Genomic DNA, 18,596 nt, shown 5'->3' with positions numbered 1-18,596 from the left:
TCCCTGGTGCGTTGCGAAGGGCGGATTCTACCGCGAAAGGCGCGGGTTCACTTGCGTGGAATCGCTGGTCATCCAGGCTTCGTATGCGCTGGTCATGGCCTGCCAGGTTGCACTGTCCGCCGGGATCAGATGCTCGATGCGCAGCGAGGCCACGGTGATGTCTTGCGGCATGCCGAAGGTGGTGAAGGTGGACAGGAAGCGCAACTCGCCTGCGGCTGTGCGTACCTGGGTCAGCACCAGCGGTGAGTGCGGCGCGCCTGGCTCCAGGGCGGGCGGGGCTGGCAGTTTTTCCAGACGTTGCGCCAGGGCGGGGTTGTCCAGCGCTTCTCGGGCCGCCCGTTGCCAGGCGATGGCGCGTATCTCGGCGGCGTTGATCAGGTGGCTGCCCAGCCCGTCGGGCCGCAGCAGGGTGTCCAACAGGTTGAGGCCCTGCGCGTTGTCCAGCGGCACGCCGGCCATGGCGAACAGCAATCCGGCGCTGGTATTGGCGGCGGTGATGTCCCAATGGCTGTCGATCACGATGGCCGGCGCCGGGTTGTTCGCTTGCAGCAGGTGGCCGAGCGCGTCATGCACCATCTTCAGCGCTGGGGCATCCGCTGCGCTGGCGCCGTAGCGCGGCGCATAGCCGGCGGCGAGGAACACGCTGTTGCAGTGCTCAAGCGGCACATCCAGGGCGCTGAGCAGCGCGTGCAGGGTGCTCGGGCTGGCCTTGGCGCGGCCGGTTTCCACGCAGCTCAAATGGCGTTGCGACACCCCGGCCAGCAGCCCCAGATCGAGCTGGCTGAGCCCGGCCTGGCGCCGCAAACGGCGCAGATGATCACCGGCGCTGGCGGTGGACGGGCAGGGTAGAGGGTTCATGTTTCGACACCGGCTGATGTTCACTTGCCCAAGGCGTTGGCGGCACTGTTGATGGCCACGAAAAGCCCGACGAGTGACGCAAGATAGATCCCCAGCACGAGTAACACGGATTCGAAAAGGGCAAGCTTGCAATGCCTGACGAGGAACAGGGCGCAACGCCTGTACCGTGCGCTGCGCGGCAGGTCCGGCAAGTTTTTCTTGTATGCGTGAAAGCCGGCGGCTTCATCGTGAATGAACGCGGTGAAGAACGGCTTCAGGTTGGCAATGACGGCCAATACGAGGATTACGCTCAACACCAACAGGACAAATACCAGCGCCCATCCATCGCCACCTCTGTGCGTGTCGAAGGCCTGTCCGGCCTTGTGTGACAGCAGGGCAATGAAACCGGCGATGATGAACTGAATGGACAAGTTGCGCAGAAGCTCAAGGAACGGTTTTTGTCCTTTGCCGAGTACCCACATGCGTGCTGCTCCCTGTACGTTGCGATTGGCATAGAGGGGATAGTGGCGCGGCAACCATAGCGCCGATGGGCTTGGGCTGTCCATTCAGCGCGGGAGGCGTAGTTTCCCTGGGCGCTCCAGCGCTGCGTGCGGTTTTCATGACCTGTGAGGTCATTGAGGCGGGGAAGACTCTATCACTACCGTGTGGGACGAATCAGCCAAGGAGCGCACGATGAGCAATGGCCCGCACGACCCTGCAAGCAGCAACACGCGTCCTGCACCCTGCCCGACGCAGCAACTGCCGCCACGCCCCTTGTCTGGCAGATGGCCGGCGTTGTTGGTGCTGGTCGTTTTCGCGCTGTACACCGGCTGGACCCTGGCAAGCGCAGAACAGTCGCTCATCGCCTTCGGGGTGGAGCTGTTGGCACGACCCGACACGGCGCAGGTCGTTATCGACCTGTACATCATGGCGGCGCTGGCATGCCTCTGGATGCTGAATGACCACCTTTCGCGCGGGGAGAGCTTGCGTGGCGTGCTGCCCTATCTGCTGCTGACGCTGGTGTTCGTGTCGATAGGGCCACTGTTGTACATCGTGATCAAGGGCAGCATGTCGAGGCCTGCAGCATGAGCGCGGTCCTGGCGGTCTATGCCAGCCTGGTGGTGGTGCTGTGCCTGAAGATGCTGGCGATCTCCTGCTACCAAGGTTATTACCGGCTGCGCCACCTGGCGTTCATGAACCCGGAGGATGCGGCGGTGTTCAAGCGCCCTGCGCAGCAACAAGAGCGGCCAGAAGTGCTGCGGGTCATGCAGGCGTGGCGTAACGACCTGGAGAACATTCCCTTGTTCATGACATTGGGTGGGCTCGCGGTTGCGCTCGAGGCGCCCGCCGCGTTGATGGCAGGGGTAGGCGGGATGTTCACCCTGGCCAGGGTGTTGCATACAGTGACCTACCTGGCGCAACTGCAACCGTGGCGCACCCTGAGTTATGGCGTGGGTGTTCTGTGTCTGCTCGGGTTGGCGGGGTGGATCATCGTGCAAGTGTGTACAGGAGTCTGAGCGCTCAGCGCGGTGATGTGCCAGTCGCAGCTTTACAGGGAATTATTCCAGGCCAATAATTATGGCCATTCAATAATTCAGGATAATCCAATGGCCGATATCTTCCTGCGCCCTGAACTGGCCGCTGACATGGCCCGGCAGCTGCTTGAGCCGTCGGCGCTGGATATCGGCCTGCGCTCTGGGTTGTTCCTGTCTGGCCTGCGGCGTACGGGCAAGACCACCTTCCTCAAGAACGACCTGATCCCTGCGTTGGAAGCCAAGGGCGCGCTGGTGATCTACGTCGATCTGTGGAGCGACACCCAGACCAGCCCGGTGAGGCTGGTGCTCGCCGCCGTGCGCAAGGCCCTGCACGAGCTGCAGACACCGGCCTCGTCGTTCATGCAGCGGCTGCGGGCCCTGCGTGGCGCCGAGGTGGAGATGGCTGGCTTCAAGTTCGGCTTCAACCTCGACACCCTGGGCGAGGCGGGCGGCGTGACGCTGGCCCAGGCGCTGGGCGAGGTGGTGGACCAGGCCAAGGCCAACGTGGTGCTGATCGTCGACGAAGTGCAGCACGCCATCACCACCGAAGACGGCCAACAGATGATGCTGGCGCTCAAGGCAGCGCGTGATGCCATCAACCCCCGGCCAGCCACGGCTGGGCATTTCCTGTTCATTGGCACCGGCTCGCACCGGGCGATGGTCAACGAGCTGACGGCCCGGCGTAACCAGGCGTTTGCCGGTGCGACCAACGTGGCCTACCCGGTGTTGGGCGAGGACTATGTCGCGTTCTGGCTGCAACGGCTTGCGGCCGACGGCCTGGATAACCTGCCGTCGCTGGCGGTGGCCAGCAAGGCGTTCAGCACCTTGGGCAGTCGGCCCGAGGAATTCATCCGTGCCCTGCGCCAGTTGGTCCATTCGCCAAGCCTGAGCTCCGGCGCGGACGTGGTGCTGCCGGTGATCGCGGCCACCCTGCGTTCGGCGGCGGCAGACCTGGAATTGATGAAGGTCGAGGAACTGGGCGTGCTGGCCCAGGCGATCTTTGCTCGTATTGCCTCGGTCGATGGTGAGACGCGCGGGGTGTTTTCCAGCGAAGCGGCGGCGGAATATTCGAAATTCGTCGGGCGCGAGGTGCGCGTGGAGGAGGTACAGCCCGTGGCCAATGACCTGCTGGCCGCCAACCTGATCATCCGCCGCGGGCATGGGCTATACGGAGTCACCGACCCGTTCGTGCAGGAAATCTGGCGCGAGCGCCAGGCCTTGCTGGGCAAACGCTGACATCAACTGGCGGTGTGCGCTTCCTGCTTCGCCATGAAGAAGCGGGCGAACAGCTCGGATTGCGACTTGATGTTCAGCTTGGCGTAGAGGTTGCGCCGGTGGACCTTGATGGTTTCCGTGGACAGCGACAGCTTGCCGGCGATTTCCTTGTTGGAAAAACCACTGAGCAACAAGCGCAGTACATCGCTTTCGCGGGTGGTGAGCTGTGCGCCCAGCTGAGCCAGTGTCTCCTGCCAGGGCGGTGGTTCACCGTGGTTTTTCTCGACGTCGATTTCAAAGTTCATGCGCTGCTGCATGAGCGCGGTCACCCAGGGCTTGATCAGGTCGAGCATGGTGATCTGCTCCTGGCTGAAGCGCGTCTTGCTGCCAATGGAGATGCACAGCGTCCTGTCGGCATCGAGTTGCACGTTGTACTGCGCCTCGTCCGTGGAAATGTACTGGGCGAAATACTGGTGGTAGTACTCGGTTTCGAGGAAATATTCCGGGGCAATGTCCAGCAGGTGGAAGAAGCCGCTCTGTGGTTGTTCGCGGTTGGCAATATAGAACGGATCCAGCAGGTACAGCCCGGTCACGTAGCGATGCAGCAGCGCGTCGACTTCCTGGGCATCGGCCACTTCGGGAAAACTCACCACTTCCACTTGCTGGTTGCTGAAAATCAACACCACCCAGTTGTCGATCGGCACGTAGGCGTTCAAGACCCGCACCAGCGAGCTCCAGAACGCGGGGCGATCCAGCTGCAGGATCAGCTTGCCGATCGATCGGTGCCAGGCCAGTCCATGTAGGTCGAACGGCATTTTCTACCCCTTTTGGGTTAGGGATTCGCGGGTCAGGGCTAAGTATTCTTGGGTATTTACTATCCGGGCATGCCCGGTATAGTCGCTGTCTGGGCTCAGGACGGGCCGGAAGATACACCGTTTCGATAAGGATGTTGCATGAGAAAATCACGTTTGCGAACCCTCTTCGCGGCTTCGCTGCTCGGCGCGGCCATCAGCACCTCGGCCTTCGCCGCCCAGCCCGGGGTGCACCTGTACAACTGGTTCGGGCTGCTGGCGCCAGAGACCCCCAAGGCCTTCGAGCAGGAAACCGGCACCCGCGTGCACATGGACGCCTTCGACAGCGCCGACATCATGCAGAGCAAGGTGATGGCCGGGCGCACGGGCTATGACGTGGTGGTGGCCACCTCCAATGTGCTGCCCAGCCTGATCCAGGCCGGCGTGCTGCAACCGCTGGATCGAGAACAACTGGGCAACCTGTCGCACATCGATCCCGATATCCTCGCCCAGCTGGCGGTCAACGACCCCGGCAATCGCTACGCCGTGCCTTACCTGTGGGGCACCACCGGCATCGGCTATGACGTCGACAAGGTCAAGGCGGCACTGGGCGACCAGGCGCCGGTGGACAGCTGGGACCTGATCTTCAAGGAAGAGAACATCAGCAAGCTGAAGTCCTGTGGCGTGGCCATGCTCGACTCGCCCAGCGAGATCATCTCGATTGCCTTGAACTACCTGGGCCTACCCAGCAACAGCAGCAACCCGGCGGATTACCAGAAGGCGCAGGAGCTGTTGCTGAAAATTCGTCCGTACGTGCTGTACTTCGATTCTTCGCGCATCGACGCCGACATGGCCGATGGCAACATCTGCGCGGTAGTGGGCTGGGCCAATGGCGCCCTGGCCGCGCAGGCGCTCAACGAGAAGAACAACACCGGACGGCGCATCACCTACAGCCTGCCGCGCGAAGGCGCGCTGGTGTGGTCGGAGAATCTGGTGCTGCTCAAGGACGCGCCGCATCCCAAGGCAGGCATGGCGTTCATCAACTACATGATGCGCCCGGAAGTGATCGCCAAGACCTCCAACCATACTCTGTACCCCAACGCCAACAAGGACGCCACCCAGTTCGTCGAACAGGCGCTGCGGGACAACCCGTGGATCTACCCCGACAAAAAGACCATTGCCACGCTGATCCCGCTCGAGCCGTTGCCGTTGAAGCTGGAGCGGATCCGCACGCGGGTCTGGACCAAGGTGAAAAGTGGTGTGTGACCTGAGTTGACGTGTCGCCAACTGCCCGCTGCCGGAGTGTATCGGGCAGCACGTTGACCCAGGCAGGCTGCGGCCTGCCGATTCAAGCGCCGATTGAACCATCGTCCCACGGCTGATTGCTCGGCCAGGCGGGGCGGTGGGTTCGCGCGCCTTATCCCACTCTTATGCCGGAGGAGAACAGCGGATGTTCAGCCCAGCCCATAAGACCCACTTGAGTTTGACCATCGAAGGCATGGAGCATGATTTCCAGGTGCTCGGCTACTCCGGTGAAGAGGTGGCCAACAGGCCCTACTTCTATAACCTGGACCTGGCCTGCGATCAGCCCGGTTTGGCGCTTGAGCGCTTCCTCGACCGCGAGGCGTATTTCAGCTTCGACAGCCGAGGCAAGGGCATTCACGGGCGGATCTATCACATTGCGCGGCAAGGGCGATGCTCGACACGTTATCGACTGACCCTGGTGCCGCATCTGTCCTATCTGCGCCACCGCATCAACCAACGGATCTACCAACAGTTTTCAGTGCCCGAGATCGTCGCCCTGATCCTGGAAGAGCACGGAATCGTGGGGGATGCCTATCGCTTCGAGTTGAGCGCCAGCTACCCCACGCGCGACTACTGCACCCAGTACGATGAAACCGACCTGCACTTCATCCAGCGCCTGTGCGAGGAAGAAGGCATTCGCTTCTGTTTCCAGCACAGCGCCCAGGGACACGTGCTGGTGTTTGCCGATGGCCAGGCAGTATTGCCGTGGGGCGTGCTCTACCGGCCGCCTGTGGTACACAGCAAACCCCGGGTGCCCGGCAACCAGACGGCCGTGGTCATCGCCGTGGAAGAGCAGCCCAGGCAGTTGGCCAGGGTCAAGGTGCAGTTCCCCTGGGACCCTGATGAGCAGTTCGACGACAAGAGCCGGTGCTGGCTGCCGGTGGCAGCCGATTGGGCGCGGGAAGCCAGGCACTTGCGCCCGGGTATGCAAGTGCTGGTGAGTTTTTTGCAGAACGATCCTGATCAACCGCAGGTCAGCGGTTGTCTGTGTTGCCGATGATCAGCTCGCGCACTCCATTGGCATGCTCGACAGGCTCACCGGGCAGGGTGATGCGCTGGTTGGCGCTGTAGTCGTGGAAGGCCCGGGCCTGGTCGATCAGTGACAGGTCGAGGGTCACGCCATGGCGCGACTCGCCGCGGCCGGCCTCGAACAGCGTGCGGCCGTACGGGTCCACCGCCAGGCTGGCGCCGACGAACACACAGCCATCCGGCCCGTCGCCCACGCGGTTGGCGACCACGGCGAACACCTGGTTCTCCATCGCCCGGGCCATCACCGATACCCGGTGTACATGGTCCTCCGGCTCGGCCAGGCCATCGGTGATCAGCATCAGCTGCGCGCCCAGCGCTTTGAGCGCCCGTGCCGTCTCGGGGAACTCACTGTCGTAGCAGATCAGCAAGCCCAGGCGCACGCCGCGCCATTCGACGGTGGCGAAGCGGTCGCCCGGCACCACGATACCGTGCTCCGGCACCCACAAGTGGGTCTTGCGGTAGGTGAGCAGGATGCCCTCGGGGGCGATGAACAGGGTGGTGTTGTAGAAGGTGCCATCAGCGTTCTCGTATAACCCCAGCACCACCGCGACATTGCGCTGGCGCACCGCCGCGACCACCGCCTGGACCGCTTCGCCATCGATGGCTTCGGCCAGCATGCCGACGTCGTCCGCCGTGAGAAAACCGGTCAGGTGCGACTCGGGAAACAGCAGGATGTCGGTGTCCGGCGCGCATTGGGCCAGGGCTTCCAGAATGCCGCGCAGGTTGTGGGCGGTGTCGCCGTCGCGGGTTGTCGTCTGTACCACTTCGATCTTCATGGGCAATCCATCTCACTGGGCCCGACCCTTCCGCGGGCGGGTGACATTTGCGAAGGGTGCTGCAAGTATGAAAATAATCACCGGTAAAACAATCACTTCGACGGGTTAACCCGGGGGTAGGGCATGGGCATGAGCCTGCAGGATCTTTCGTGGCACCAGGGCGTGGCCCACTGCATCGAGCACCTCGACCGGCCGAGCTTCTGGCGCACCCTGGCCACCTTGCTGGGCGATTTCGTCGAGGTCGACACCTGGGTGGCGCTGCTGTTCAGCCACGACAAGCCGCTGATCTTCGACCAGAGCCCTTACCTGCGCGAGGGCACCGATCCGCTGGTGAGCGAGTACGCCAACGGCCTGTACCTGCTCGACCCGTTCTACATCAGCAGCCGCGAGCAATCGCATACGGGCCTGGTGCGCCTGGCCGACGTGGCCCCGGAGCAGTTCCAGCAGACCGATTACTACCGCCTGTACTTCACCCACAATGTGGTCGCCGACGAGGTGCAGTTCAACCTGGCTCTGGGGGACGGGCGCACGCTGTGCCTGTCGCTGGGCGGGCGCTCACGCTTCGATACCCAGGCCATCGCCCAGCTGGAGCTGGCGCGCCCCTGGCTGATCGGCCTGATGCGCCAGCGCCTGCACTTCGAGCAACTGCCTGCATGCGCACCGGCCAAGCCCGCGCTGGGCCTGGCCCAGGGGCGTGACGAGGCACGTCGGCAGCTGGAGTCGGTGCTGACGGCGCGGGAGCTGGACGTGGTACGGCTGATCCTGTCGGGGCACTCCAACAAGGAGACGGCCATCAAGCTCAAGCTGTCGGCCGAGACGGTGAAGGTCCATCGCCGCAACGTGTACCGCAAGCTGGATGTGAACTCCCAGACCGAGCTGTTCTCGCTGCTGTTTTTGGCCGGCGAAGACCTTGCCAGCCTGCAACCGGCGCCGTGATTCCCCTACGCCATTACCCCCGGGTTAATCATTCGACGTTATAGGAATCCGCACGGGGATCCGCATACTGGCCCTGCACCCTGTAGGAGCGGGCTTGCCCCGCGATCACCGGCAAAGCCGGTGCCATCCCCCGAGTTACTTGCTGTGCACGCCGTCCCTGCGCCCCCATGCAGTCAGACCGGCTGGGCAATTTCCTAGAACAATCACAAGAGGATGACCCATGGCTCATTTCGCCCACGGCCCGGCCCGTGGCATCGCCCCTGCGCGCCAGGAGGCCAGCCATGCCTGATGCCACTCCCGCAAAACTCTCCCTGACCTCGCTGACCGTCTTCGGCCTGGCCTACATGTGCCCGAGCCTGGCCATGGTGATCTTCGGCGTGATCTCCGAACGCAGCGACGGCATCGCCCCCAGCGCCTTCCTGCTGGCCACTGGCGCCATGCTGCTGTCGGCCTTGAGCTACGCCAAACTGTCGCGTCTGTTCCCGGTGTCCGGCTCGGCCTACTACTACGCCAAGCGCCTGCTCGGCCCCGGTTGTGGCTTCGTGGTCGGCTGGGGGGTGCTGCTGGCCTACCTGTTCATGCCGATGGTTGCCTGGCTATTGCAGTCGGTGTTCCTCAACGCCCAGTTCCCGCAAGTGCCCACCTGGGGCTGGTTGCTGATCAACATCGGCCTGACCACGGCGGTGACCGTCAGCGGCATGGCCCTGACCGACCGCCTGAACAAAGTGCTCACGGTCCTGAGCGTGGCCCTGGTGCTGCTGTTCCTCGGCTACTGCCTGCGCTACCTGGCCGGCCAGCCCCAGGTCGGCTTCACCCACGCCGTGTGGAACGAGCACAGCACCCTCACGGGCCTCACCGCCGCTGCGGCCATCGCCGCTTATTCGTTCCTCGGTTTCGACGCTGTGACCACCCTGGCCGAGGAGGCCGAGCAGCCCAAGCGCGACATCCCCCGGGCGGTGCTGCTGGTGATCAGCCTGGGCGGGCTGCTGTTCACGGCGGTGGCCTACCTGATGCAACTGAGCCACCCCGGCGGCCAGTTCGCCGACCCAGAGACCGCGACCTACGCGCTGTCGATCGAGGTGGGCGGGCAGTTCTTCGCCGACTTCGTCAACCTCGGCGGTATCGTCGCCGGCTTCGCCTCGTGCCTGGCGGTGCAGGTCAGCGCCAGCCGCTTGCTGTACTTCATGGGCCGCGAAGGCGTGCTGCCGCCGCGTTATTTCGCCAAGCTGCAAGGCAGGGCTCGCACGCCGGTGTTCAACCTGCTGCTGATTGCCGGGCTGGGGTTGATCGGGATCGGCGCGGATGTGAGCTCGGCCGCTTCACTGATCAACTTCGGCGCGTTCCTGGCGTTTGCGGCGGTGAATGTCTGCGTGATTGCGTACTACCGGCGCGAGCGGCGCAGGCAGCGGTTGAGTGGGGTGGGGTTCGTGGTGTTTCCGCTGCTGGCGATTGGGGTGAACCTGTACCTGCTGTCGCTGTTGAGCACGGTGGTGATACTGGCCGGGGTGGCTTGGCTGGTGTGTGGCGGGTTGTACCTGATGTGGCTGACGGCGGGGTTCAGCAAGCCTACGCCGGGGTTGATGGAGGTTGAGTCTTGACCTGCTGAAGAGGCTACTGCGGTTGCTCTTGATCCGATAGCGCTTGCAGCGCCTTGAGCGGGCAGCCCCTTCGGGGGCATTCTGGCGTTGTTCGGTTACGACCTGGCCGAGGGTTCATGCAGGAGATGTAAGGCTTGCCCTGTAAAGGCCGCACGTTCGACATAACAAGGCAAGTCCACAGTCACTGATATCCAGCTGGCTACTTGAACGTGCAGACCTTCACATTCGATGAAGCGCATTCGCCATTCTTCCAACCATCACCATCAGCCTGTTTGGCGCCTGCCAAGGTCAGGCTGGTCCCACCGTCATTGTCTCCCTCATAACGGCAGATCACCGAAGTTGTGGTGATCTTCGCACCGGTGAACTTGAAGGTGTCTTTGTCTCCTGCATTGCCCATCGGGTTATCGCCTTTCCAGCCGCCTTCAGCACTGTAGGCGTAGCCTTGGCCATCCTTTGTCTCGGTGATCTCGGCGGGGGGATTGGGACAAGTTGCTGCAACGGCGTTGCCGACCATGAACAGGGCTAGCAGGGTGGTTCCGATCATACGCATGACAGCTATTCCTTCAGCGGTATTGGGAAGCTCATCATGCGATGTGGGATTCGCGCCGCGCTACTGGCAAAAATGCTAGGTCATGGGGCCAGAAGGCATCCGAGCCAAAGAGGGCACGCGCAAGGTGGTGACGCCAGCCCTGATTGTTTCTGTGTGGATGGCCTCCATCAGTTGCCCGCCGATTTCCGACCCATGGTGCCAGGGCGCGACAAATACGCTCCTGACAATCTCGTCCCCAGCAGATCGTCCTGGTTGACCGCCACGAACACCACTCGGATATCGAGCAATGCACTGACCGTCGCAGGTGAAAAGCGCTGTTCTACCTGGGCGATCACCTCTGCCGGGTAATCCTGCGAGTTGGATGCGCGCAATGCCGCGATCACGATGCGGCTGATGGCTTCTGCGTCTTCGCGCCGAGCGCGGCGGATATGACATTCCATGGACGTATCCCTCTGCCCCAAGGTGTATCGCAATCCCCTGGATCTGCGCATCATGCACCATTGCCGGGGCTGCTACGCAGCCCTTTCGCGGCACAAGGCCGCTCCTACACGGGTTGCATGTACCTGCAAGTCAGTGCTTCATCCCCAACTCCGCATCATCCATCAACGCCTTGGCCAGCGCGCTCAGGTAATACGACGCCCAGATCAGCTGAGGCTTGTCCTCCATGATCCCGGTGATGGTCAGGTCGCACACGCAGCCCATCAACTCCGAAGCCTGTTCCCGTGCGTGCTGGCAAGGGATGCCGGGCTCGATGCAGAACAGCGGGTCGGTATGCCCTTCACCCTGGTAGAACTTGGTCTTGCCCACTGTGGTGTGGGGCGTGGTGTCGTCTGTGCTCATGGCTCAATCTCCCTGAAATGATCGGTGCCTGGGCAAGCAGGTAGTCCAGCAATCAGCTACACAGCATCTGCCGCGCAGCCACGCCGATCCCCTGTGGGAGCCGGCTTGCCGGCGATGAGGCCAGCCCAGGCAACCTATGGCTAACGCCTTAATGCAACGTCCGAGGCTCCACCTGCGGCATCTGCAACTGAATCAACGCCGATTCGAGCAGCACCCGCAGCGCCTCCATTTCATGCATCGCAGCCAGGACCAGAATCGACACGGGCGACTTGGGATGCAGCAGAACAGCCTGATGCGCCACGGTCTGCGCGCACAGGGCGTACTCCGTGGCCTGGATGATGGTGTCTTCGAGGGAGTGGTGGTTGTGGGGTGGATCGGGGACGATCTTTAACATGTTGAGCTCCTATATCCCTAAAGGAGCCACCACCGGCCCGCTGTCAAACAGAAGGGTGGCAGCTGTACGTGGGTTGACAGACCGGCGGACATAGGAAGTTCCGGCGCACGCAAGCGTGCCCGCACGTACAGCTACCATTGAAGGTGCTGCATACCCTAGTACCGTCGCGGCCTGTCAAAGCCGATCGCTGATCTGCAGCGACCAGTCGAGACTAAAGCGCTCCCAGAGCGATCGCAACGGATAAAGGGCATCAGGAGTATGTTTGGGAAATGGACTACAAAAAAGAGATAAAGCCTGATTTTTGCAGATTAGGTAGCTTGCACCTGTTGAGGGCCCTATGGTCATGGCGTTACTTCTTTGTGAGTGCACAATCGTTTAAGCGTAGAGAAAAGTACGGCAGAGCATGAAGCTGTATCAGTCGTAGTCATACTTTAGTTGGGTGGCGATGTTGGAAAAACTATTATGGCATGGTTTTTGATAAGGCAGAAAGCTGCATTGAAATCTTGGGAGGCCTTTTGCTAGTATCGGTTTAAGGTTTGAAGTGCTCATGGCGGGTGTCGATTGTCGTAGTCGTAAAGAACGATACTTCGTAAGCTGATTTGGTCGTGTTTTACTTGGGTGGAGGCGGTTTTATATAAGTCTTGGTGGGTTGTTGTTTCGCAAGGTTGGTTGATTTTAATTGCTTATTGATTGCTATTGGTGTTTTAGTAGGAACGCTTTGGGGAGAGAAAGTGACTAAGGATGCAGGGAGTGTCAAGCAAAAGGGGAAGTGCCCGTTTTGTGGAGAGGTCGTAGCGGCTATCGTGATTGATGATAATTTCGTAAGGCGCGATCGATGCAAATGTCCAGGGTGCGAAGAATATATTTTTTTGTGTAGGTCTCCTGGGTGTCATGATTATGCAAAAGGCACTCAAGTCTATGATCATGAACTTTGCTCGACATGTACAGATACAATTGCGGATGGTTTAAAGGTCGTCGGCAAAGCAGCGCTCACGATTGCGACTACGGTTGTTAGTGGCTTGCTGATGGCTGCGGCGAAAAAGAAATAAGTATGGTGCATGGAGGTAAGGCTTTTAGAAGGTGTTGCGATAGGCTGTAGTTTATGTCGAGTTTTGGGCAGAGGATTGGTTTGTTTGCGCAGCCGTTTGGTTTGAGTCTACTGTTCGGGGTGGTGTTTTCTGCTGTCTGAGTATTTTCTACTGAGTTGGCTAATTTACGTGATAAGGGAGTATTCATGCATAGAATTACAGCTGGGCTGCTCAAGGAGTTTGTTCAAAGCTACGAGTTGAACGAAATGGATCAGGCGGATCAATTCGAACGCTTGGTTAATCACTGTGTAATCACTCCAGAGGTGGTAGAGGGTTATGATTTGTCAGACGTAACCTCTGGCTCTGGAGATGATGGAATCGATGGCTGTTGTGTGATTATCGATGAAGAGGTAATAATCTCTAGTGATGATTGTATTTCTACACTTGGTGATGGCCGAAGGACTCATGCTGTAAAGTTGATTTTGACCCAGGCTAAAAGTTCGGAGACTCTAGATCTTGGTGATTTTTTAAAATTCAATGCTGCTGTAGAGCGATTCTGTCATGATTTCTCTAATGTTCCTGAGGATGAAATTCAAGCCAACGTCAAAGAGGTTTATGGCGCAGTTGTTGATAGGGCTGGCGCGATAAGTAATGGCAAGTTGGAGATTGTGCTTCGGTATGCATATACAGGCCGGTACTTAAAGCCTCGGGAGTTCGAACGTGCACGTCAGGAGTTGACCAAAAAACTAAAAGAAGGAGGGTATTTTTCAAAGGTTGACTATTTGATTCTTGATCGAGAGGGTATAGGTAAGGCGTTTGTCGCAACTAGCGCCCCTATTGAAGCGAAGATAGATGTATTCTCGGTGGCTGCACTTCCGGCAATTGCTGGAGTAGAGGAAGCATACCTCGCTGTTGTTCCTGCGAAAAATTTCGTGAGGAATATGCTTATGGATGGCGATGAGGATAGACTGAGAACTCACGTTTTTGAGGAGAACGTACGGGCTTTTTTGGGTGCTGAGAATCCCGTAAACTCAGCAATAGGTAACACTATTCAGTCTAAGGAATCAAAATCTAGATTTCCTGTTCTCAATAATGGGATAACTGTTGTAAGTCCTGATGTTAGAGTGCAAGGGCTAAGCATTTCATTTATAAACTTCCAGATTGTAAATGGCTGCCAAACATCCAATATGTTGTGGCTTAATCGCAATAAGTTAGATGATGCAATGATGGTCGCTGTGAAGGTGATCGAAACTGATAGTGAGGATGTTTTTTCAGATCTGGTTAAGGCTACTAATAGTCAAACAAAAATTGATGATGATCAATTCATGTCGCTTCAGCCAATTGCGCGCCGAATCGAAGAATATTTTAATTCTTATTCCGAAGATGAGAGTAGGTTGTATTTCGAGCGGCGTGACAGGCAGTATGTTGGTCAAGATGTTCCTGGGATAAAGATTTTTGATCTAAAGCTCTTAGCAAGGTGTATGTCTTCAGTGTTTTTAGGGCGGCCAGATCTGGCTTATCGATTCCCGCGAAAAATATTCTCAGATCAAAGTATTTCCAGTGCTGCATTCAGCCCTGAAAATAGGGATATTATATACTATACAAGTTGTCTTGTTTATTACAGGATGTCTATTCTTTTTGGGAATAAGCAGATTCCTGCTGAGGCGCGTCGTTATAAGTGGCATATTATGGCTCTTTTTGCTCGTCGGGTTGCTGGCGCGAAGATGCCGACGTTGCGCGATAAAAAAATTGAAAAATGGTGCTCCTCAATTATTGATGTGATAGTTGATAATCCGAAGCTTTGTAAGCAAGTGATGAATGAGTGCTATGAAGCTATTGCCGCTCTTGGTGAAATATCCGAAGATCGGCTTAAGAGACAAGCTGTTTACGAGCAGGTGCTGAAGGCAGAGGTCGAGAAGGAAAAGAAATCGGGTGCTGTGACGGCATAGTGATGAGGCCGCCCTTGCATAGTTATAGGGCGGCTTTCAGTATCTCTGGCGGGCAGTCTCTTATCTAGCGGTAATGTTCGTTTTAGCTGGCGGCGCTACAGAAGCCCTAATTAGTTGCCTCGATATTTAAAAACGCCGCCTCCAACAACTGCTTCGTATACCCATGCTGCGGCTCCTGAAATATAGCCCCCGCATCCCCCTGCTCAACCACCTGCCCATGCTTGATCACCATCAACTGATGACTCAACGCCTTCACCACCGCCAGGTCATGACTGATAAACAGATAAGTCAGGTTGTACTTAACCTGCAAATTCCGCAAAAGCTCAACCACCTGCCGCTGCACCGTCCGATCCAGCGCTGAGGTCGGCTCATCCAGCAAAATCAAAGCAGGCTTCAACACCAACGCCCGAGCAATCGCAATCCGCTGCCGCTGCCCCCCAGAAAACTCATGGGGATACCGGTGCCGCGTCCTCGGATCCAGTCCCACTTCCTCCAACGCCGCAATAATCGCCGCTTCCTGCTCAGCCGGCGTGCCGATCTTGTGAATCCGTAACCCCTCGCCAACGATATCCGCCACGCACATACGCGGGCTCAGGCTGCCAAAGGGATCCTGAAACACCACCTGCATCTCCCGCCGCAGCGGCCGCACGGCTTTCTGATTCAGCCCTTCAAGATCCTGCCCATGGAAGCGAATGCCACCCTGGCTGGAAATCAACCGCAAGATCGCCAACCCCAAGGTGGACTTGCCCGACCCACTCTCGCCAACGATCCCCAGCGTCTGCCCCTGGGGCAGGCTGAAGTTCACCCCATCCACGGCCTTCACATGGTCCACGGTCCGGCGCAGCAGCCCCTTCTTGATCGGGAACCACACCTTCAGGTCCTTCACCTCCAGCAACGGCGCCCCTTCGGCGTTAGCGGCAGGCACGCCACTGGGCTCGGCGTTGATCAGCATCTGCGTATACGGATGCTGCGGCTTGCTGAACAGCGTGGCGCAATCGGCCTGCTCGACGATCTTGCCGCACTGCATCACGCACACGCGGTGGGCGATACGGCGCACCAGGTTGAGGTCGTGGCTGATCAGCAGCAGGGCCATGCCGAGGCGCGCCTGAAGCTCCTTGAGCAGGTCGAGGATCTTCAACTGCACGGTCACGTCGAGCGCCGTGGTGGGCTCGTCGGCGATCAGCAGTTCGGGCTCGTTGGCCAGGGCCATGGCGATCATCACCCGCTGGCGCTGGCCACCGGACAGCTCGTGGGGCAGGGCTTTCAGGCGCTTCTTGGGCTCGGGAATACCCACCAGCTCCAGCAGCTCCAGCGTGCGCGCAGTGGCCGCCTTGCCGGTCAGGCCCTTGTGCAGCAACAGGATCTCGTTGATCTGCTTCTCGATGCTGTGCAGCGGGTTCAGCGAGGTCATCGGCTCCTGGAAGATCATCGCAATGCGGTTGCCGCGAATGCGCTGCATGGGTTTCTCGCCCAAGTGCAGCAGGTCCTTGCCGTCGTACTGGATAGTGCCGCTCGGATGCCGGGCCAGTGGGTAGGGCAGCAGGCGCAGGATCGAATGCGCGGTCACCGACTTGCCCGAGCCGCTTTCGCCGACCAGGGCCAGGGTCTCGCCCTTGCGGATATCGAAGCTGATGCCGTCGACCACGCGGTTGACCTGCTCGCCAGTGACGAACTCCACCGCCAGGTCGCGGACTTCGATCAGGGTGTCTTGGCTCATGTCATTTCCTCGGGTCGAAGGCGTCGCGGGCGGATTCGCCGATGAATACCAGCAGGCTCAGCATCACCGCCAGCACGGCGAAGGCGCTGATGCCCAGCCAGGGGGCTTGCAGGTTGGACTTGCCCTGGGCGACCAGCTCGCCCAGCGACGGCGAGCCTGCGGGCAGGCCGAAGCCTAAGAAGTCCAGGGCGGTGAGGGTGCCGATGGCGCCGGTGAGGATGAACGGCATGAAGGTCATGGTCGAGATCATGGCGTTGGGCAGGATGTGGCGGAACATGATCGGGCCGTTGCGCATGCCCAGCGCGCGGGCGGCGCGCACGTATTCGAGGTTGCGCCCACGGAGGAACTCGGCGCGCACCACGTCCACCAGGCTCATCCACGAGAACAGCAGCATGATGCCCAGCAACCACCAGAAGTTGGGCTGCACGAAGCTGGCGAGGATGATCAGCAGGTACAGCACCGGCAGGCCGGACCAGATCTCCAGGAAGCGCTGGCCGGCCAGGTCCACCCAGCCGCCGTAGAAGCCCTGCAAGGCGCCGGCGATCACGCCGACGATGGAGCTGGCGATGGTCAGCGTGAGGGCGAACAGCACCGAGATACGGAAGCCGTAGATCACCCGGGCCAGCACGTCGCGGCCCTGGTCGTCGGTGCCCAGCAGGTTGTCGGTGGAGGGCGGCGCGGGGGCCGGCACCTTCAGGTCGTAGTTGATGCTCTGGTAGCTGTAGGGGATCGGCGCCCACAGCACGAAGGCGTCTTTCTTCTCCAGCAGCTCGCGGATGTACGGGCTCTTGTAGTTGGCCTCCAGCGGGAATTCGCCGCCGAACGTCGTCTCGGGGTAGCGCTTGAAGGCGGGGAAGTACCATTCGCCGTCGTAGCGCACGGCAATCGGCTTGTCGTTGGCGATGAACTCGGCGCCCAGGCTCAGCACGAACAGCACCAGGAAGATCCACAGCGACCACCAGCCGCGGCGGTTGGCCTTGAAGCGCTCGAAGCGCCGGCGATTGAGGGGAGAGAGGGCCATGTCAGTGCTCCCGGCTGGCGAAGTCGATGCGTGGATCGACCAGGGTGTAGGTGAGGTCGCCGATCAACTTCACCACCAGACCGAGCAGGGTGAAGATGAACAAGGTGCCGAACACCACCGGGTAGTCGCGGTTGATCGCCGCTTCGAAACTCATCAGGCCCAGGCCGTCGAGGCTGAAGATCACCTCGATCAGCAGGGACCCTGTGAAGAAGATGCCGATGAACGCCGAGGGGAAGCCGGCGATCACCAGCAGCATGGCGTTGCGGAACACGTGGCCGTACAGCACCCGCGAACGGCTCAGGCCCTTGGCCTTGGCGGTGACCACGTACTGCTTGTTGATTTCGTCGAGGAAGCTGTTCTTGGTCAGCAGGGTCATGGTGGCGAAGTTGCCGATCACCAGCGCGGTGATCGGCAGCACCAGGTGCCAGAAGTAGTCGAGCACCTTGCCGGTGGTGGAGAGCTCGTCGAAGTTGTTGGAGGTCAGCCCGCGCAGCGGGAACCAGTCGAAGTAGCTGCCGCCGGCGAACAGCACGATCAGCAAAATGGCGAACAGGAACGCGGGGATGGCGTAGCCGACGATGATCGCCGAGCTGGTCCACACGTCGAAATGGCTGCCGTGGCGCACGGCCTTGGCGATCCCCAGGGGGATCGACACCAGGTACATGATCAGCGTGCTCCATAGCCCCAGCGAGATGGACACGGGCATCTTCTCGGCGATCAGGTCGATGACCTTGGCGTCGCGGAAGAAGCTGTTGCCGAAGTCCAGCTGGGCGTAGTTCTTGACCATGATCCACAGCCGCTCGGGCGCCGACTTGTCGAAGCCGTACATGCGTTCGATCTCGGCGATCAGCGCCGGGTCCAGGCCTTGCGCGCCGCGGTAGTTGGAGCCGGCCACCGACACTTCGGCGCCGCCGCCAGCGATGCGGCTGGTGGCGCCGTCGAAGCCTTCGAGTTTGGCGATCATCTGCTCCACCGGGCCGCCGGGGGCGGCCTGGACGATGATGAAATTGATGATGAGGATACCGAACAGGGTCGGGATGATCAGCAGCAGGCGTCGCAGGATATAGGCCAGCAT

19 protein-coding genes are annotated in these 18,596 nt (G+C 60.0%); 8 read left to right on the top strand and 11 right to left on the bottom strand.

The features are described from left to right. Positions 1–27: 27 nt before the first annotated feature. Together HU772_RS16160 and HU772_RS16155 are read right to left on the bottom strand one after the other, a co-directional pair. On the bottom strand, positions 28–858 hold the full coding sequence (locus HU772_RS16160; RefSeq protein ID WP_186660520.1) for a helix-turn-helix domain-containing protein: 831 nt from the start codon (positions 856–858) through the stop codon (positions 28–30). Positions 859–878: 20 nt separating this feature from the next. Next, entirely contained in the window at positions 879–1,319 is a 441-nt protein-coding gene (locus HU772_RS16155) for a hypothetical protein (protein ID WP_186660519.1), read from the bottom strand. Positions 1,320–1,530: 211 nt separating this feature from the next. Between HU772_RS16155 and HU772_RS16150 the strand changes: the two genes are divergently transcribed. From HU772_RS16150 to HU772_RS16140, 3 genes are all read left to right on the top strand, one after another. Then, positions 1,531–1,926 carry a DUF2834 domain-containing protein gene (locus HU772_RS16150; RefSeq protein ID WP_437182403.1) on the top strand — a complete coding sequence of 132 codons (396 nt, stop codon included), beginning with the start codon at positions 1,531–1,533 and terminating at the stop codon, positions 1,924–1,926. Continuing rightward, positions 1,923–2,354, top strand: coding sequence for an MAPEG family protein (locus tag HU772_RS16145; protein WP_186660518.1), 432 nt, complete (start codon positions 1,923–1,925; stop codon positions 2,352–2,354). The genes HU772_RS16150 and HU772_RS16145 overlap by 4 nt, the downstream gene beginning before the upstream one ends. A gap of 90 nt (positions 2,355–2,444) precedes the next feature. Next, positions 2,445–3,608, top strand: coding sequence for an AAA family ATPase (locus tag HU772_RS16140; protein WP_186660517.1), 1,164 nt, complete (start codon positions 2,445–2,447; stop codon positions 3,606–3,608). Between the two features lie 2 nt (positions 3,609–3,610). Here the strand turns inward: HU772_RS16140 and HU772_RS16135 are convergent, their stop codons facing one another. Next, positions 3,611–4,402 carry a helix-turn-helix transcriptional regulator gene (locus tag HU772_RS16135; RefSeq protein ID WP_186660516.1) on the bottom strand — a complete coding sequence of 264 codons (792 nt, stop codon included), beginning with the start codon at positions 4,400–4,402 and terminating at the stop codon, positions 3,611–3,613. A 138-nt stretch (positions 4,403–4,540) separates the two neighbouring features. Here HU772_RS16135 and HU772_RS16130 point away from each other — a divergent pair, with 138 nt between their 5' ends. After that, positions 4,541–5,644, top strand: a complete 1,104-nt coding sequence (locus HU772_RS16130) for a polyamine ABC transporter substrate-binding protein (protein WP_186660515.1) — start codon at positions 4,541–4,543, stop codon at positions 5,642–5,644. Positions 5,645–5,828: 184 nt separating this feature from the next. After that, a complete protein-coding gene (locus HU772_RS16125) occupies positions 5,829–6,683 on the top strand; it encodes a contractile injection system protein, VgrG/Pvc8 family (protein ID WP_186660513.1) in 855 nt (284 codons plus the stop codon). Here the strand turns inward: HU772_RS16125 and HU772_RS16120 are convergent. Further along, complete coding sequence (locus HU772_RS16120) at positions 6,658–7,488, bottom strand: carbon-nitrogen hydrolase family protein (RefSeq protein ID WP_186660511.1); 831 nt, start codon at positions 7,486–7,488, stop codon at positions 6,658–6,660. The genes HU772_RS16125 and HU772_RS16120 overlap by 26 nt on opposite strands. Positions 7,489–7,611: 123 nt before the next feature. Here HU772_RS16120 and HU772_RS16115 point away from each other — a divergent pair, with 123 nt between their 5' ends. Further along, positions 7,612–8,424, top strand: coding sequence for a LuxR C-terminal-related transcriptional regulator (locus HU772_RS16115; RefSeq protein ID WP_186660509.1), 813 nt, complete (start codon positions 7,612–7,614; stop codon positions 8,422–8,424). Between the two features lie 281 nt (positions 8,425–8,705). Next, positions 8,706–10,022, top strand: a complete 1,317-nt coding sequence (locus tag HU772_RS16110; RefSeq protein ID WP_186660507.1) for an APC family permease — start codon at positions 8,706–8,708, stop codon at positions 10,020–10,022. Positions 10,023–10,221: 199 nt separating this feature from the next. On the opposite strand, the gene HU772_RS16105 is transcribed toward HU772_RS16110, so the two are convergent. From HU772_RS16105 to HU772_RS16090, 4 genes are all read right to left on the bottom strand, one after another. Then, on the bottom strand, positions 10,222–10,572 hold the full coding sequence (locus HU772_RS16105; protein WP_186660505.1) for a hypothetical protein: 351 nt from the start codon (positions 10,570–10,572) through the stop codon (positions 10,222–10,224). Positions 10,573–10,739: 167 nt separating this feature from the next. Then, on the bottom strand, positions 10,740–11,012 hold the full coding sequence (locus HU772_RS16100) for a GNAT family N-acetyltransferase (protein WP_186660503.1): 273 nt from the start codon (positions 11,010–11,012) through the stop codon (positions 10,740–10,742). Positions 11,013–11,142: 130 nt separating this feature from the next. After that, complete coding sequence (locus HU772_RS16095; RefSeq protein ID WP_186660501.1) at positions 11,143–11,412, bottom strand: DUF3077 domain-containing protein; 270 nt, start codon at positions 11,410–11,412, stop codon at positions 11,143–11,145. Between the two features lie 148 nt (positions 11,413–11,560). Next, a complete protein-coding gene (locus HU772_RS16090) occupies positions 11,561–11,806 on the bottom strand; it encodes a hypothetical protein (protein WP_186660499.1) in 246 nt (81 codons plus the stop codon). A 1,234-nt stretch (positions 11,807–13,040) separates the two neighbouring features. On the opposite strand from HU772_RS16090, the gene HU772_RS16085 reads away from it, so the two are divergent. Next, entirely contained in the window at positions 13,041–14,783 is a 1,743-nt protein-coding gene (locus HU772_RS16085) for an AIPR family protein (protein ID WP_186660497.1), read from the top strand. A 106-nt stretch (positions 14,784–14,889) separates the two neighbouring features. Here the strand turns inward: HU772_RS16085 and HU772_RS16080 are convergent, their stop codons facing one another. Genes HU772_RS16080 through HU772_RS16070 form a run of 3 tightly spaced genes read right to left on the bottom strand, consistent with a single transcriptional unit; the run spans position 14,890 to position 18,596 of the window. Then, on the bottom strand, positions 14,890–16,500 hold the full coding sequence (locus HU772_RS16080; protein WP_186660495.1) for an ABC transporter ATP-binding protein: 1,611 nt from the start codon (positions 16,498–16,500) through the stop codon (positions 14,890–14,892). Position 16,501: 1 nt separating this feature from the next. Then, the gene (locus HU772_RS16075; protein WP_028690523.1) at positions 16,502–17,521 is read right to left on the bottom strand and encodes an ABC transporter permease; all 1,020 of its coding nucleotides are present in this window, start codon (positions 17,519–17,521) and stop codon (positions 16,502–16,504) included. Position 17,522: 1 nt separating this feature from the next. Further along, positions 17,523–18,596: a microcin C ABC transporter permease YejB gene (locus tag HU772_RS16070; RefSeq protein WP_011534684.1), complete on the bottom strand. Its 1,074-nt coding sequence runs from the start codon at positions 18,594–18,596 to the stop codon at positions 17,523–17,525.

Origin of the sequence: Pseudomonas xantholysinigenes, assembly GCF_014268885.2 — a bacterium.
Lineage (GTDB): Bacteria > Pseudomonadota > Gammaproteobacteria > Pseudomonadales > Pseudomonadaceae > Aquipseudomonas > Aquipseudomonas xantholysinigenes.
The sequence above is the reverse complement of the archived record's forward strand: the minus strand, read 5'-3'. Positions and strand labels throughout refer to the sequence as shown.

What these genes read in the sequence shown, in the direction of transcription:
- HU772_RS16160 (WP_186660520.1), bottom strand. Translation starts at nt 858, where the DNA reads ATGAACCCTCTACCCTGCCCGTCCACCGCCAGCGCCGGTGATCATCTG.
- HU772_RS16155 (WP_186660519.1), bottom strand. Translation starts at nt 1,319, where the DNA reads ATGTGGGTACTCGGCAAAGGACAAAAACCGTTCCTTGAGCTTCTGCGC.
- HU772_RS16150 (WP_437182403.1), top strand. Translation starts at nt 1,531, where the DNA reads ATGAGCAATGGCCCGCACGACCCTGCAAGCAGCAACACGCGTCCTGCA.
- HU772_RS16145 (WP_186660518.1), top strand. Translation starts at nt 1,923, where the DNA reads ATGAGCGCGGTCCTGGCGGTCTATGCCAGCCTGGTGGTGGTGCTGTGC.
- HU772_RS16140 (WP_186660517.1), top strand. Translation starts at nt 2,445, where the DNA reads ATGGCCGATATCTTCCTGCGCCCTGAACTGGCCGCTGACATGGCCCGG.
- HU772_RS16135 (WP_186660516.1), bottom strand. Translation starts at nt 4,402, where the DNA reads ATGCCGTTCGACCTACATGGACTGGCCTGGCACCGATCGATCGGCAAG.
- HU772_RS16130 (WP_186660515.1), top strand. Translation starts at nt 4,541, where the DNA reads ATGAGAAAATCACGTTTGCGAACCCTCTTCGCGGCTTCGCTGCTCGGC.
- HU772_RS16125 (WP_186660513.1), top strand. Translation starts at nt 5,829, where the DNA reads ATGTTCAGCCCAGCCCATAAGACCCACTTGAGTTTGACCATCGAAGGC.
- HU772_RS16120 (WP_186660511.1), bottom strand. Translation starts at nt 7,488, where the DNA reads ATGAAGATCGAAGTGGTACAGACGACAACCCGCGACGGCGACACCGCC.
- HU772_RS16115 (WP_186660509.1), top strand. Translation starts at nt 7,612, where the DNA reads ATGGGCATGAGCCTGCAGGATCTTTCGTGGCACCAGGGCGTGGCCCAC.
- HU772_RS16110 (WP_186660507.1), top strand. Translation starts at nt 8,706, where the DNA reads ATGCCTGATGCCACTCCCGCAAAACTCTCCCTGACCTCGCTGACCGTC.
- HU772_RS16105 (WP_186660505.1), bottom strand. Translation starts at nt 10,572, where the DNA reads ATGCGTATGATCGGAACCACCCTGCTAGCCCTGTTCATGGTCGGCAAC.
- HU772_RS16100 (WP_186660503.1), bottom strand. Translation starts at nt 11,012, where the DNA reads ATGGAATGTCATATCCGCCGCGCTCGGCGCGAAGACGCAGAAGCCATC.
- HU772_RS16095 (WP_186660501.1), bottom strand. Translation starts at nt 11,412, where the DNA reads ATGAGCACAGACGACACCACGCCCCACACCACAGTGGGCAAGACCAAG.
- HU772_RS16090 (WP_186660499.1), bottom strand. Translation starts at nt 11,806, where the DNA reads ATGTTAAAGATCGTCCCCGATCCACCCCACAACCACCACTCCCTCGAA.
- HU772_RS16085 (WP_186660497.1), top strand. Translation starts at nt 13,041, where the DNA reads ATGCATAGAATTACAGCTGGGCTGCTCAAGGAGTTTGTTCAAAGCTAC.
- HU772_RS16080 (WP_186660495.1), bottom strand. Translation starts at nt 16,500, where the DNA reads ATGAGCCAAGACACCCTGATCGAAGTCCGCGACCTGGCGGTGGAGTTC.
- HU772_RS16075 (WP_028690523.1), bottom strand. Translation starts at nt 17,521, where the DNA reads ATGGCCCTCTCTCCCCTCAATCGCCGGCGCTTCGAGCGCTTCAAGGCC.
- HU772_RS16070 (WP_011534684.1), bottom strand. Translation starts at nt 18,596, where the DNA reads ATGCTGGCCTATATCCTGCGACGCCTGCTGCTGATCATCCCGACCCTG.